Genomic DNA, 12,739 nt, shown 5'->3' with positions numbered 1-12,739 from the left:
CCATCGTCCTTCGGAAATCGTTGGGTTATCGCGGACCTGTGGGATTGGAAGCCTTTGCGAAAGGCGATGCAATCCCCGCGCTTCAAGCGTTCCGTTCCGCTCCTACGCTTCAAGGAAGCGCCTAACCGTTGTACCTCAACGTTCGGCAAATGACTGCCGGCCGCACGTGCCTGCGGAAGCTTACGCAAACATATTTTCAATCTCCGCACGTTGGATGGCGTGTTTATCGGGGTTTTGCTGTTTTAGCTTGGCAAGGTTGATCAATTTCCATCGTACTGCCGGTAGTGCCGCTGCCTGTGGCAACCCGATTGCGTCGAAATCCGGCTCCGTATCATGGAGAGTAAGCAGGAACCGCATCGCTTTATCATCGAGGCGGGTTCGAAGGTCATCTGTCAGCTGTGCCCGTGCGTTTTTCAGTTCGATCAGGCTGACGGGTTCGATGGTCATGCCTTCGAATTCTTTCACGAAGGCGTCATCGATTTCGGACAATGACGGCCTGATCAACTCATGCGGCGGGCGGCCCGAGCTTGCGACGTAGATGAGGAAGGTCCGAAACAACGCATCGGTGAGCCCTTCGTTATCGTAGAGCAGCTTCACGTCGAAGAGATCGCGCGGGTGCTGGCGGTCCACGGCGGCATGAAGCTTGCCACCAAATAGATCCTCGAATGACACGACCTGCATTTCGGCAAAGCCGAACGCCTCGGCCACGCCATCCGTGACCGTCCGCAGTTCCGGAGGATGCACCGTTCCACGCGCGACCGGCGAGGTCTCGATCTTGATTTCGGTGGTGCCCTGCCTCACGAGCACCCGCGTGTCATTGTTGCCGCCACCGGCGATACGCTGGACGTCGACGCCGCGCAGATTTTTCAGCAGGTCCTCGCGAATGCGGTCAAGCGCGGCGTCGATACCGCTGAGCGTCGTTTCCCGATCCTGGATGGGAAGGTAGGTGAGGTCGATATCGACCGACAAACGAGGCATATCCCTGTAGAACAGGTTGATGGCCGTTCCCCCCTTGAGGGCGAAGACATCCTGCCGCGCGATATAGGGCAACGTCCGAACGAGCAGCTCGACCTGCCGCATATAGCGATCACGCGCCATCGATAATCTCCTTTGGCAACAGGTCTGCAGGGACCGTTACGCGATAAATCGGGTGAAGCCGGCCGCCGGGGACAAGTGACCGGTCGCCGCGTCCCATATCGATTTGCGATTTGTCGATATGCTTGAGCCACGCATGCGCGTGCTTGTCGGCATAGACGAAGAAAAGGCGTTTCACCTTTACACTGCGGCACCGGGTCAACAGCGTCGTCAACATTTTCGGGCGCAGATTGACCATTCCTTCAAATACCATGTCGATGTTGTGAAAGCTTTCGTTCTTCGGAAGTTCATCGAGAACCTCCAGTATCGCCCGTTCCGCAGACGACATTTTGATAGGCCAGCGCCACGGGCTCATGGCCAGTTCCTCATCTGGATTATCGGAGAGGCTGAATTCGCCGTCCTCGACGCCGTTGTTCTCGTCGGTGAACAGTCCATGACCTCGCCGGACAAACCTGGCATCGGTTGGCAACTTCATCAGCCAATCAGGTATATCGGAGCCGTAGAGGTAGACGCGTGTATCGCCGCCGAGCTGCAGGTAGTGGGAATGTCCGCGCAACCCAAGTGCGGTCCAACCTCCTACGTGGAAAACATGTCCCATGATCCACTGCGCGGATAACAAGGGAATTTTCCAGCCCGTGAGGGCTTGCACCGTCTCTCTTGCCGAAAATGGTCGTCGGTAGACGCCTGTCGCGATCCGCTCAAGCCAACCCTGCTTGATATAAGCCGATACGGATTGCCGTGAGATCGCATGGCGTGCTGTCCAAGCCGAATCGACGAGGAAGCCCGGCGGAACCGATTGTATGAGATGCTTTAGCTTTGACGGCAAATGTTCATTCATAATAGACATTATCGCACGAGTTCAAAGTGAATATCAAGTGTACTTTAAAATTCTTTGTATTTGTCAATCAGAAATTGACAGAAATTGGAAACCTCGAAGTCGCGTACCGGCCCGTTGGCAGCGCCTTGGTCATGGCGGCATGAAACTCCGCCCCAAATTTAGTCCGCGCGTTGCATCTGATGCAATCGATGACCACCTGGCCGACACATCGAGCGCTGTGCCTTTGCCGATGTCTCGCATTGGAAGACGAAGCAGTTCCCCATTTTTACATCATTTAGGCTGATACGGACGAAGGTCCGTGCGTCTAGATCCAACACCAATCGTTTTCTGCTGATCGCAGTTCAGATCAATACAAACTCTGGCACCTTGACTGTCGGAGGCGGCTACGATTTTGGTACGTTCCTATATTTGGACCCACACAGAGGAGATTTCGGTTATGAAAGCGACATGGAACGGGGCGATAATTGCTGAGAGCGACGATACGGTCATCGTTGAGGGCAACCACTATTTTCCGATTGGCTCTGTCAAAAATGAATATTTGAGGTCGAGCGATACCAAGTCGAGCTGTCCGTGGAAAGGGCAAGCCAGCTACTATACGCTGGAGGTCGACGGCCAGAAAAACGCGGACGCAGCCTGGTTCTATGTCGAACCCAAACCGGCCGCCAATGAGATCAAAGACCGGGTGGCTTTCTGGAAAGGTGTGCAGGTCGGATATTGACCGCGATTCATCAATCGCGACAAATGTTATTACTGTCTGCATCCGCTTGTCGCCACCGATTACCCCATCCAAATGCTTGATAGGCGGATAGCGATTGCTGGATCTTTTCGAAGGAAACTGGCCAATTGCGCAGTCATTCGTCCGATGGTTTAATGGTTGTTCCAATAAGTTGATTTCGCTGGATAATATCTTCATTTTGTCGGTTGTCGTGAGTTCAGATCCTGTCAAGACCTGAATGGTCAGGAAAAGTTCTCCAGCACAGCCAAGAAGGTATGACGATCACCCTGGCCCTCGGTCAAGCGCACCCGACCTTCTATATCGGCGAGGTGGTGGTCCATTAACTGCTGTGCTTTTGCCAGATCTTGGGCCTTCAGCGCCGTAACGATCTGGCGGTGGTGGTCAGCGCCGCAATCGTCCTGTTTTTCTTCCTCATAAAGGGCCATGACCAGAGACAGGCGAGCGACGATCTTCGAGAGCATTTCGGTCATAACCGCGTTGCCGCCGAGTTCGGCCAGAACGATGTGGAACTTGCCGGAGAGCACCGTCTTCGACTTCTCATCGCCGTGATGGTGGATATGCTCTTCCTCGTCGGTCAGTTTTTCGAGCGCGTCCAGTTGTTCAGTGGTGGCACGGGCCATGGCGAGCTCGAGGATCGCGTGTTCGATCTTGCGCCGTGACTCAAACAGGGCCTTTGCTTCTTCGATGCCTGGTTCGGCGACGAAGGTGCCGCGGTTTCGCTTGCGCTCCAGCAGATGATCACTCTCCAAGACGCCGAGGGCGCCGCGAACGACGGTGCGGCTTACGCCAAAGTGGTCGGCGATCGCATCTTCGAGGATTTTCGTCCCCGGCTTCAGAGCGCCTTCGCCTATGGCATTGGCGAGCGTTGTGCGAATCCGCTCGGAGACGTCGTCATTGGCGCTTTCAGCCGCATCAGCCGAGGCGTTGGCCTTCGGCGCTGCCTTCGTCGTTTGACGGCGCGTCCTTTTCATGTGGTACTCCAGATGCATGGCGGCCCAAGCCGCTCGATCTAATTATGTTCATAGAAATATTGTTGCGTATATCGCCGTCTGCCAGAAATCCACCCGGTCAAGAGGTTATCAGATGTCTATGGCGGCTAGTACCGCCACAGACTGGGTGAGTGCCGGTTTATGCAGCGTGGCGCTTGGCAGTCGACGGGGAAAGCGCGATGCCCTTCTCCGCGCATAGCCTCTCGATGTAACGAGCCGAGTTCTTGATGAAGGTCACTGTCTCACCATAGCCGTAGGATTGGCGCTCGTAGGTCGGATAGCCGTACTGGCTCGCCTCATACGCTTCCCAATCCGGGATCTCGCCGGATTTCACGCGCGCTTCGAAGGTGTCCACCGTAGCCATGTAGACCTCCAGTTCTTCGGCGTTCAGGTCCGGATGCGCGGCGCGCCAGATCGGGTCATCGATCTGGATGCATTGGCGCGGGTTCGCCTTGCGCGGCTTGTCTTCGACAGAGGCTGCGACTTCCAGCGAAAGGTTTAGATCCGGATTTGCCTTGGCAAGGATGGGAAGGATCGTGGGAAAATCCACGATACCCTTGCCGACCGGTCGGGTCTGGAAATCGAGACCTCCGAATGCTCGGCCGACATAGGCGTCTTTGATATGCGTCTGGCGGACGTAAGGCGCGACGCGCTTTGCCGCAAACACCGGATGTTCCCCACGCTGCAGGCCGTTGGCCGTGTCGAACACGACGCCGATACAGTCATCGCCAACTTTCTCGATCAGCCGGAGGATTTCAAAAGAGGTGATTTCATCATGGGTTTCCATGTTGAGGTGGACGCCATTGGCGCGCGCGACGGGAGCGAGCTTCAACAAGATCTTTTCGATGGCCAGCAACTGCTCGTCCCAGGTGACATCGGTGCGAAAGCGGTCATTGGCCAACCTGCCACGGTATTCCGATTTGAAATTGCCCGGTGAGATCCACAGTTCGAGGCATCCGATCGCGGCGCTCGCCTCGATCATCCGGGTGAAGCCCAGAATGATGTCGCCGTCGCCGATCGCCCGGAATTCCGGAGCCTCGGCGCTGCAATAGGGATTGATCTTGCCGACACCGCTTTCGAGGTAAAGCCCAAGCTCGTCGGCTTTCGCCCGGATGTCGCGAAGCGCACCCTTGTCGAGCGTCGGGCTCATGTCGAGAACGGTCGGGAAGAACAGGCCACCAAGACCAAGCTCCTTGACATGGTCGAGGCTTGCCAGCGGCCCGCGCTTCAGGAACTCGGGAAGTTTTTGGCTATCGATACCCAGTCTCATGATGGTCTCCTTAGTGTTTCCTGACGGGATGCGCTGCGATGGCGATCCCTGCTTGTTAGATTTTCTTGAAGCTGCCGCCGGCGCTTAGGCCTGCGGATGGTCACTTCTCATTGCTGTTGGAGCGGCCTTTCGGTGCCAGTTTCCGTTCCAGATAATGCTGGCCCACCGAGGCGATTGTGGTGATGCCGAGGTACCAGAGTGATGCGACGCAGAGGAGTTCAATGACCAGGAAGTTGCGGGCATAGATAGCCTGTGCCTGTGTCAGCAGATCCTGCATGCCGATAACCGACACGATGGCACTCGCCTTCAGCATGCCGATCGCCTGGTTGCCGGTCGGCGGGACGATGAGACGGATTGCCTGCGGGAGGACGACAGTCCGCAGGGTCTGGAGGGGTCTGAGGCCCAAAGAGGATGCGGCTTCGCGCTGTCCCCGATCCACGGCTGTCAGACCGCTACGGATGATCTCGCTCATATTAGCCGCCTCGTGCAGGCCGAGCGCCAGAAAGCCTGCAAGGGCGGGTGTCACAATGTCGTTGACCGAGACGGACCAAGAACCGAAGCCGATCTCAGGAATGAAGAGCGCGATGTTGAACCAGAAGAAGATCTGGACGATCAGCGGTACGCCGCGAAACCACCAGACGAAGGCGACGGCGATCGCCTTCAGAACAACGTTCTGGCTGGTCGCCATGATGGCGACGAGGCAACCGATAACGATGCCGGCGACCATGGCGCCGGCCGTTAGTTCGAGCGTGAGGACGACGCCGTCGAGAATGACGGGGTCGATCATGTAGCGCGGGATTTCACTCCATTGAACGCTTTGATTCCGCCCAATGACCAGAAGCATGAGAGCCAGCGCGATGATCGCGACGGCACCAGTCACGAGCTGCCCGAACCGGACTGTCTTGCCGATCGGAGGAGCCATTGGCATGCTGAGAGACTGTTGGGCGAAAGACATTGCTCAGTCCACCGGCATCGAGGCAGCGTCGTTGAACTTGACGGTCTTCACGGCGAGCGGGCCGAGGCTCCATTTTTCCATGATCGCCTGATAGGCGCCGCTATCGACCATATGTTGGAGTGAGGCGACCACCGTATCGCGCAGTTCCGGATTGTCTTTGGAGACCAACATGCCGAGATAACCGACGGCAAGTCGTACATCCGGTAGCGCCTGCAGGCCGACACCCTTGCCGGTTTGCTTTTCGGTCGTGTAGACGCTGGTTGCGTAGCCGTTGACGGTTGCATCGGCGCGGCCCGTGCGCACCGCCTGCAGGACGTCCGGCATTTTCGGGATGGACATGATCTCGATCGGCGCCGTCGTGCATTTTGCCGATGCGGCGACGACCAGCCTGTTCTGAAAAGTGCCGACCGGCACGGCAACCTTCTTGCCGCAGAGGTCTTCCATGCTCTTGATTCCGAGGGGATTGCCCTTGGTCGTCATGATGGTCGTCGCATCATACATGTAGTCAATCACATCGACCTGCTTTTCCAGCTCCACGTCGTCATTGATGCCGGAGAGCGTCATGTCGAAACGCTTGGACAACACGGCCGGAACGATTGCCGCGCCCGCGCCGACATTGGTCATCTGCATATCGACGCCGAGAATGACGCCCAGCGCCGCGGCAAGGTCCGCATCGATGCCGACGAGCTTGCCGGCTTCATCCTGAAAACTGATCGGCGGCGTCAGGTCCGTCGCAACCTTGATGACCTTCTTGCCCTTGATGGCGGCAGGCAGGCTGTCGGCCAGTTTCTGATTAAAGGCGATGCCCGGAAGCTTGGCCACGTCCGCATCCGGCACCATCTTGACGGGCGCGCCTTCCGCGGCCTGTGCAGTCGATGCGATGAGCGCGAACGCGATGCCTGCAAGACCGGCTGTGAGAGTTTTCTTGAAGCTATGCATGCGGAACCCCTTTTCACATTTCTACGTCGTGAATTTTCAGGATAGTTCGATGCAATCACCATGCCACCTTGGATATAGCATCTGTATGCTGTTGTTTTTCATGTGATATTTTCTCATCTAAAATATTCCAGTGAATTCGAACCAATTTTCGCATATCCGTGCGAACATACTTTGATGAAAAAATGACCTTTAAGCTACCGCAGCGCCGACCGGACTCGGTTGGCGCTAGCTAATTTACTGATTTTACTCTTCATCCTTTGCATACCCGAGATCGATGGCACATCCGCGCAAGTGGCGCAAAGCGGTGAAACGGCCCGATTTCTACGCTGACAAGCCGAAATCGGTGCACATCAAATCATCGTTCGGCCGCTAATGATGCACAATTTATAGATTGTTACGTTATGCCGCCGATCCGTAATTATGGATATACGAAACTAGATAAACCAAAAATTTAATATGTTAATCAATTGGTTGATCCATGTTCGACCGCGCTCATTGTAGAGTTGGCACGTTGCTTGCAAATCCTTTGCCATGACCCAGAGCGAACTCAAATTTGCCGATCGATCACATCTCCGCCTGATGCCGGCGAGCGCGATGCTCTCGTCAGGTCAGGCGCAACCCGAGGGGATATTAATGCCGCAGGCTTCGAATGCAGCAGAAGGCAGAGAGCTAAGCGTTCGTGGCCTGACCCATAGTTATGGCGGGCAGAATGCGATCAGCGACATTTCTTTCGATATAAAGGCGGGCGAGATCGTTGCGCTTCTGGGGCCGAGCGGGTGCGGCAAGTCGACGGTGCTGCGCGCCATTGCGGGCCTAATCCAGCCGAAAAGCGGGTTGATCCAGCTTGGCGGCCAGGATCTTGCCAATGTCTCGGCCCGTGCGCGTGGTATCGGCATGGTGTTCCAGAACTACGCGCTGTTCCCACACCTGACGGTGGCCGAGAACATCGCCTATCCGCTCGCCTGCCAAAAGGTGGCGCGCACCGAGCGTCGTGAGCGGGTGGAAGAAATGCTCTCGCTTGTGCAGTTGAAGGGTTTTGGCAACCGGCTGCCGCGCGAGCTTTCCGGCGGCCAGCAGCAGCGCGTGGCGGTGGCCCGCGCGATCGCAGGCCGCCCTTCGCTTCTGCTTCTCGACGAGCCCTTCGGTGCCTTGGACCGGGCGCTGCGTTTCGACCTGCAGGTCGAACTGCTTCATCTGCAGAAGACGCTCGGCATTACCACGCTGATCGTTACCCATGACCAGGAAGAGGCGCAGAGCCTCGCCGGCCGTCTCGTGCTGATGAACAAAGGCAATGTCGAACAGATCGACACGCCGATGGCCGTATATGACCGGCCGAAAACGTTGTTCGTCAATACGTTCATCGGACAGGCCAATGTGCTGCATGGGAAAGTGGACCGCCTGGAGGCTGAGGCAACCACGATCGCGCTTACCAATGGCAAGGCTCTCGTTCTGCCGCGCCGCCTGAATTTTACCACGGGCTCCACGGTCACGATTACCTTCCGTCCGGAGGACGTTCGCCTGTCTGCGACGCCGAGCGCATCGGCGCTGCCGGCGAGGCTGACCGTGTCAGTGCCGCTTGGACCCACCCTTGTCCATGATCTCCTTCTCGAAGACGGGACCAACCTTCGTGCCTCGGAGGTCCGCGGACCTTCGACCTTCATTCCCGAGCCGGGAGCACAGCTCTTTGCCGAGATCGACACCATGAGGTGTCACGCCTTTCCGAGCGAACCGGAAGCATTCCGTGAATAACAACAACAGAGGTGAACAGATGCAAGACTTCAACATCACACGACGTCATTTCGGACTGCTTGCCGCCGGTGCGGCTGCAGCCGCGACCTTTCCTTTTGCTGCCCGCGCGGCCGGTGGCACTGCTGTTGCCGCGACCTTTCCGGCTAATTGGGAAGACGGTTATCGCAGCGTGCTGACGCCGCTCGTCAAGGCGGCCGGTTTCGATCTGACAGTTGCCCCGGCCATGGCGCAGGATCAGCTTGCCAAGGTCATGGCAAGCCCCGGCAACCCGCCTTACGACACGCTGCTGATGTCGCCCGGCCAGATGGCCGTCGCCGTCGAGAACGACCTTATCCAGAAGATCGACCCGTCGAAGCTGAAGAACTGGGGCATGCTCGATCCGGCATTCCAGGGCGAGTACGGCCCGACCGTGACGGTCGAAGTCAACGGCATTGCCTACAACCCCGATCTCGTTCCGGCACCCAAAGGTTATCGCGATCTCTTCGAAAACCCGGCCTACAAAGGCCTCGTTTCGTGGACCGGCTTTGCCTCCAATACCGGCGTGATGGCCTATACCGAGATCGCCAAGATTTTTGGCTCCGGCCCGACCGACATGGATGCCGTCTTCAAGCTGTTCAAAGACCATCCGGAACACATCAAGGGTGTCGTTGCCAGCACCAACCACCAGATGACACTGTTCCAGCAGGGCGAGATCGCCGTCTTCATGTGCTCGACGGGCAATGTCGCCAAGCTCAAGGCTCTTGGGCTCAAGGCGGAGTTCGTTCAGCCTGAAACCGGCTCGCCGGCAGCGCCCGTCAATATCCATCTGACCAAGGGTGCCAAGAATGTCGATGCAGCCTATGCCTATATGGATGCCGCGATCTCCAAGGCTGCGCAGGACCAGTTGAAGATGCCGCCACGCGAAATGTTCCCGACCAACAAGGACGTAGAACTGACGCCAGGCATCGAAGCCTATGTAAAGCGCGAACAGCTGGCCTCGCTCGTCTATCCGGACTGGGCCGCGATCAACAAGAACCGTGCGGAATGGATCCGCCAGTTCGACGCCCTCGTCGCCGGTTGAGGTAGAGCCATGAAAGCGAGCGGCTTCCCATACGTTATCCCGATGCTTCTGCTGTCGGTGGCGTTCTTTGCGACGCCGCTCGCCGTTCTCGTCGGGTTCAGCTTCCTAGGGCCCGACGGCCTGTCTCTCCACAATTACGCGCGCTTTTTCGGCGATGCGTTCAATTACCGTGTTCTGGTCAATACCGCCAAGCTCGGTCTCCAGACCATCGCCAGCACGACTTTGCTCGGTATTCCGATTGCGCTTTTCTATTGGCACAGCGGCAGGACCGCCCGCCAGATCATCATTTTCCTGACGCTGATCCCGATGCTGACGAGCAATGTGGTGCGCACCTTTGCCTGGATCGTCATCCTCGGGCGGCAGGGACCGATCAGCGAGACATTCGTGGCGCTTGGACTTGCCGAGCGTCCGTTCTCGCTGATGTCCACCGAACTTGGCCTCGTAATGGCCATGTGTCAGATCGACCTGCCGCTGATCATCCTGCCGCTGGTCGCCATCTTGTCGCGCATCCCGGTCACCTATACCGAGGCCGCGCAGGTTTCGGGTGCCGGCCCCTGGCGCATTCTCGCCACGGTTCTGTTGCCGATGATGCTGCCCGGCCTTTTGGCGGGATGGATCCTTGTCTTCGCCAGCACCAGCGCGTCCTTCGTCACCCAGGCCGTCATCGGCGGTGCTCGCAATGTCTATGTACCGCAACTGATCTACCGCGAGGTTGGTACGCTGTTCGACTGGCCGATGGCCTCGGCGATCGCCGTGGTGCTCCTGTTGTCGACCGGCATCCTGCTTGTCGCCATGACCATGATTTCTCGTCACCGGAGGCTCGTCGGCCATGCGTAACCAATCCGAAAACCCGCTCCCCGCTTTTCTCTACAAGGTATTCGTCTTCGGTTTCGGCGGCTTGAGCCTCATCTATCTGGTCGCCCCGATCGTCATCGCGATCACCATGTCGTTTACTTCAGGGCAGACGCTGAAATATCCACCGGAAGGGTTCTCGCTACGCTGGTACGAGGCGCTGCTCGACCCGCTCCGCTCCGGGACGGAACATATCGCGGCCGGCAATTCGCTGAAGATCGCGGGCCTTGCGGTCCTCGGCTCGTTGCTCGTTGCCGTGCCCGCCACGATCGGCATGGCACGGATGCGGCGCCGTTCAGTCAACACGATCGAACCGCTGCTTCTCGCCCCGCTGGTGCTGCCGAGCCTCGTTTATGGTCTCGCAGCTCTGATCGTCGCCAATTTCGTCGGCTTTCAGCCGTCGCTCTGGCTCACCGTCGTTGGCCATGTCGTGGTGTTCGGGCCGCTGATGTATCGCGCCGCCTCTGTCGTTGCGCAAGGCATCAATCCCTCGCTGGCTGAAGCCTCGACGGTGATGGGGGCGACCTGGGTAACGACGCTCAGGCGCGTGATCCTGCCCTTGCTGACCCCCGGCATTCTCGCCGGCGCATTCCTCGTCTTCATCCAGTCGCTCGACAACGTTTCCGTCTCGCTCTTCCTCGCCGATGCGCAGACGACAGTCCTGCCGCTCAGGATGTTCGCGCTGATCGAGGAATCGCTTGATGTGCGCGTCGCCGCCATGTCGGGGCTGCTGATCGGCCTGACCCTGGTGGTGATGCTGGTGGCAAGGCGGGTGCTGGCGCCCTCACGACAAGCCTGATGCAAAAATAATCCTGGAAGGAATACCCCCAATGAACATGAATGCCACCAAGGCAGGAGCCTACCGCGTCGGATCGCTGCTTGCCGATTTCCAGCCGGATTTCGATTTTGCCGCCCCGCTGCCACTCCCGGTCAAGGAATTTGAGGATCGGCTGCGCCGTATCCGCCGTCAGGCGGTCGAGGCCGGACATGATGCGCTGATCGTCCATACCGGTGGGGTGGGCTGGTTCCACACGTCCAACCATTATCTGCGTTATATCTGCGACTGGATGCGCGAGGGCGTGTTGATCATCCCGACGGATGTCGACAAACCGATGGTCCTTCTGTCCTTCTTCACCCAGTCCGTGCTTCTGCCACCGGGCGGCGAGCCGGTGCTGGTCGAGGATATCTGGCAGATCGGCCCGATCGGTCGTGAATATGCGGATCGTCCGGGCGACAGCGTCATCAAGACGGCGGAAAAATGCGCCGAACTGCTGGCCGGAATGGGGCTTTCCAAGGCGCAGATCGGGCGTATCGGCGACCGGACCTCACTGACCTTCTGGGCGGGGCTAGATGAGTTGATGCCGAAGGTGAAATTCGTTGCCGACAACGCCATTCTCGACCGGATGCAGAAGGTGCGCTCGCCGCGCGAGATCGACATGTTCCGCGCTGCCGCTCAACTGGTCAGCATCGCCACGCAGGCAGCCTATCATGTGGCAAAACCGGGCGTCACTGACTACGAGATCTATGCTGCCTTCACCCAGGCGCAACTCTCCTTCGGCGGCGAGACAGGTGACGGTTACCAGATCGGTATCAACGAATTCGGCACCCATTGCGGCAAGCCATACGGCCATGTCGTGCGACCGGGAAACCTGATCAATCTCTATGTGTCCAACATCACCTATCGCGGCTATACCGCACAAACCGCCCGCATGATTGCCGTCGGCGAGATCACCAAGCGGCAGGAAGAGGTGCTGGCCGCCTGCACCGAGGGCGTCAAGCGCGCCGAAAAGCTGATCCGGCCGGGTGCGTTGATGCGAGACGTCAACAATGCCGCTTTCGAGCCGATGATCGAGCGCGGCATGCTGTCTTCCCCTGAGGCGCGCACCATGCCCTATAACTGGGCTCCGATGGACGATGGCAGCGCTCGCCTGATCCCGCGTCAGTATGTGAAGAACATCGACTGGGAAGCCCAGGGCCGCACCTTGATGCATGTCTATCCGGCGACCCATGGGCCGCATAACCCCAATCTCGGTCATTCCGTCGGCATGGCCGGCGGGCAAAACAGCTTCAACATCTCTTCCCACAACTATGACCGTATGGAGGAGGGCATGGTGTTCGTGCTGCACACGCAGTGGCTGGAACCGCTGTCGGCCGGCTGTAATGTCGGCGACATGTATGTCGTCACCAGAGACGGGTTCGAGAACCTGTCGCGCCACACCCCGCTTGAAACCCACCGTATCGCTGTTGAGGCCTGAA

12 protein-coding genes are annotated in these 12,739 nt (G+C 58.1%); 6 read left to right on the top strand and 6 right to left on the bottom strand.

The features are described from left to right. Nucleotides 1-180: 180 nt before the first annotated feature. Together ACQZ63_RS25845 and ACQZ63_RS25840 are read right to left on the bottom strand one after the other, a co-directional pair. Nucleotides 181-1,098, bottom strand: coding sequence for a nucleotidyl transferase AbiEii/AbiGii toxin family protein (locus tag ACQZ63_RS25845; protein ID WP_173998431.1), 918 nt, complete (start codon nt 1,096-1,098; stop codon nt 181-183). Beyond that, nucleotides 1,088-1,933 carry a type IV toxin-antitoxin system AbiEi family antitoxin domain-containing protein gene (locus tag ACQZ63_RS25840; RefSeq protein WP_173998432.1) on the bottom strand — a complete coding sequence of 282 codons (846 nt, stop codon included), beginning with the start codon at nt 1,931-1,933 and terminating at the stop codon, nt 1,088-1,090. Before ACQZ63_RS25840 ends, ACQZ63_RS25845 begins: the two co-directional genes overlap by 11 nt. Before the next feature lie 436 nt (nt 1,934-2,369). On the opposite strand from ACQZ63_RS25840, the gene ACQZ63_RS25835 reads away from it, so the two are divergent. Further along, on the top strand, nt 2,370-2,651 hold the full coding sequence (locus ACQZ63_RS25835; protein ID WP_173998433.1) for a DUF427 domain-containing protein: 282 nt from the start codon (nt 2,370-2,372) through the stop codon (nt 2,649-2,651). A gap of 239 nt (nt 2,652-2,890) precedes the next feature. On the opposite strand, the gene ACQZ63_RS25830 is transcribed toward ACQZ63_RS25835, so the two are convergent. The 4 genes from ACQZ63_RS25830 to ACQZ63_RS25815 form a co-directional block, all read right to left on the bottom strand. Beyond that, nucleotides 2,891-3,640, bottom strand: a complete 750-nt coding sequence (locus ACQZ63_RS25830; RefSeq protein WP_173998535.1) for a GntR family transcriptional regulator — start codon at nt 3,638-3,640, stop codon at nt 2,891-2,893. Between the two features lie 157 nt (nt 3,641-3,797). Then, nucleotides 3,798-4,928 (bottom strand): sugar phosphate isomerase/epimerase family protein, encoded by a 1,131-nt coding sequence (locus ACQZ63_RS25825; protein ID WP_173998434.1) that lies wholly within the window; start codon nt 4,926-4,928, stop codon nt 3,798-3,800. 100 nt (nt 4,929-5,028) lie between these two features. Next, nucleotides 5,029-5,883 carry an amino acid ABC transporter permease gene (locus ACQZ63_RS25820; protein WP_173998435.1) on the bottom strand — a complete coding sequence of 285 codons (855 nt, stop codon included), beginning with the start codon at nt 5,881-5,883 and terminating at the stop codon, nt 5,029-5,031. A gap of 3 nt (nt 5,884-5,886) precedes the next feature. Next, nucleotides 5,887-6,822, bottom strand: coding sequence for an ABC transporter substrate-binding protein (locus ACQZ63_RS25815; RefSeq protein ID WP_173998436.1), 936 nt, complete (start codon nt 6,820-6,822; stop codon nt 5,887-5,889). Between the two features lie 531 nt (nt 6,823-7,353). Here ACQZ63_RS25815 and ACQZ63_RS25810 point away from each other — a divergent pair. Genes ACQZ63_RS25810 through ACQZ63_RS25790 form a run of 5 tightly spaced genes read left to right on the top strand, consistent with a single transcriptional unit; the run spans nt 7,354 to nt 12,738 of the window. Next, on the top strand, nt 7,354-8,571 hold the full coding sequence (locus ACQZ63_RS25810) for an ABC transporter ATP-binding protein (RefSeq protein WP_173998437.1): 1,218 nt from the start codon (nt 7,354-7,356) through the stop codon (nt 8,569-8,571). Between the two features lie 19 nt (nt 8,572-8,590). Further along, a complete protein-coding gene (locus ACQZ63_RS25805) occupies nt 8,591-9,631 on the top strand; it encodes an extracellular solute-binding protein (protein ID WP_173998438.1) in 1,041 nt (346 codons plus the stop codon). Between the two features lie 9 nt (nt 9,632-9,640). Continuing rightward, the gene (locus ACQZ63_RS25800; RefSeq protein ID WP_173998439.1) at nt 9,641-10,468 is read left to right on the top strand and encodes an ABC transporter permease; all 828 of its coding nucleotides are present in this window, start codon (nt 9,641-9,643) and stop codon (nt 10,466-10,468) included. Next, nucleotides 10,461-11,282, top strand: coding sequence for an ABC transporter permease (locus ACQZ63_RS25795; protein ID WP_173998440.1), 822 nt, complete (start codon nt 10,461-10,463; stop codon nt 11,280-11,282). The genes ACQZ63_RS25800 and ACQZ63_RS25795 overlap by 8 nt, the downstream gene beginning before the upstream one ends. A gap of 31 nt (nt 11,283-11,313) precedes the next feature. Then, nucleotides 11,314-12,738 carry a M24 family metallopeptidase gene (locus ACQZ63_RS25790; protein WP_173998442.1) on the top strand — a complete coding sequence of 475 codons (1,425 nt, stop codon included), beginning with the start codon at nt 11,314-11,316 and terminating at the stop codon, nt 12,736-12,738. The last annotated feature ends 1 nt before the right edge of the window (nt 12,739 follow it).

Source organism: Agrobacterium sp. CG160-95 (genome assembly GCF_053521725.1).
Note: the sequence above shows the minus strand (reverse complement) of the source record. Positions and strands in the feature narration are given on the sequence as shown.

Bases quoted from the DNA above. Each gene is read 5' to 3' on its own strand.
- ACQZ63_RS25805 (WP_173998438.1), top strand. From the start codon at position 8,591: ATGCAAGACTTCAACATCACACGACGTCATTTCGGACTGCTTGCCGCC.
- ACQZ63_RS25825 (WP_173998434.1), bottom strand. From the start codon at position 4,928: ATGAGACTGGGTATCGATAGCCAAAAACTTCCCGAGTTCCTGAAGCGC.
- ACQZ63_RS25800 (WP_173998439.1), top strand. From the start codon at position 9,641: ATGAAAGCGAGCGGCTTCCCATACGTTATCCCGATGCTTCTGCTGTCG.
- ACQZ63_RS25845 (WP_173998431.1), bottom strand. From the start codon at position 1,098: ATGGCGCGTGATCGCTATATGCGGCAGGTCGAGCTGCTCGTTCGGACG.
- ACQZ63_RS25835 (WP_173998433.1), top strand. From the start codon at position 2,370: ATGAAAGCGACATGGAACGGGGCGATAATTGCTGAGAGCGACGATACG.
- ACQZ63_RS25815 (WP_173998436.1), bottom strand. From the start codon at position 6,822: ATGCATAGCTTCAAGAAAACTCTCACAGCCGGTCTTGCAGGCATCGCG.
- ACQZ63_RS25810 (WP_173998437.1), top strand. From the start codon at position 7,354: ATGACCCAGAGCGAACTCAAATTTGCCGATCGATCACATCTCCGCCTG.
- ACQZ63_RS25820 (WP_173998435.1), bottom strand. From the start codon at position 5,883: ATGTCTTTCGCCCAACAGTCTCTCAGCATGCCAATGGCTCCTCCGATC.
- ACQZ63_RS25840 (WP_173998432.1), bottom strand. From the start codon at position 1,933: ATGAATGAACATTTGCCGTCAAAGCTAAAGCATCTCATACAATCGGTT.
- ACQZ63_RS25790 (WP_173998442.1), top strand. From the start codon at position 11,314: ATGAACATGAATGCCACCAAGGCAGGAGCCTACCGCGTCGGATCGCTG.
- ACQZ63_RS25795 (WP_173998440.1), top strand. From the start codon at position 10,461: ATGCGTAACCAATCCGAAAACCCGCTCCCCGCTTTTCTCTACAAGGTA.
- ACQZ63_RS25830 (WP_173998535.1), bottom strand. From the start codon at position 3,640: ATGAAAAGGACGCGCCGTCAAACGACGAAGGCAGCGCCGAAGGCCAAC.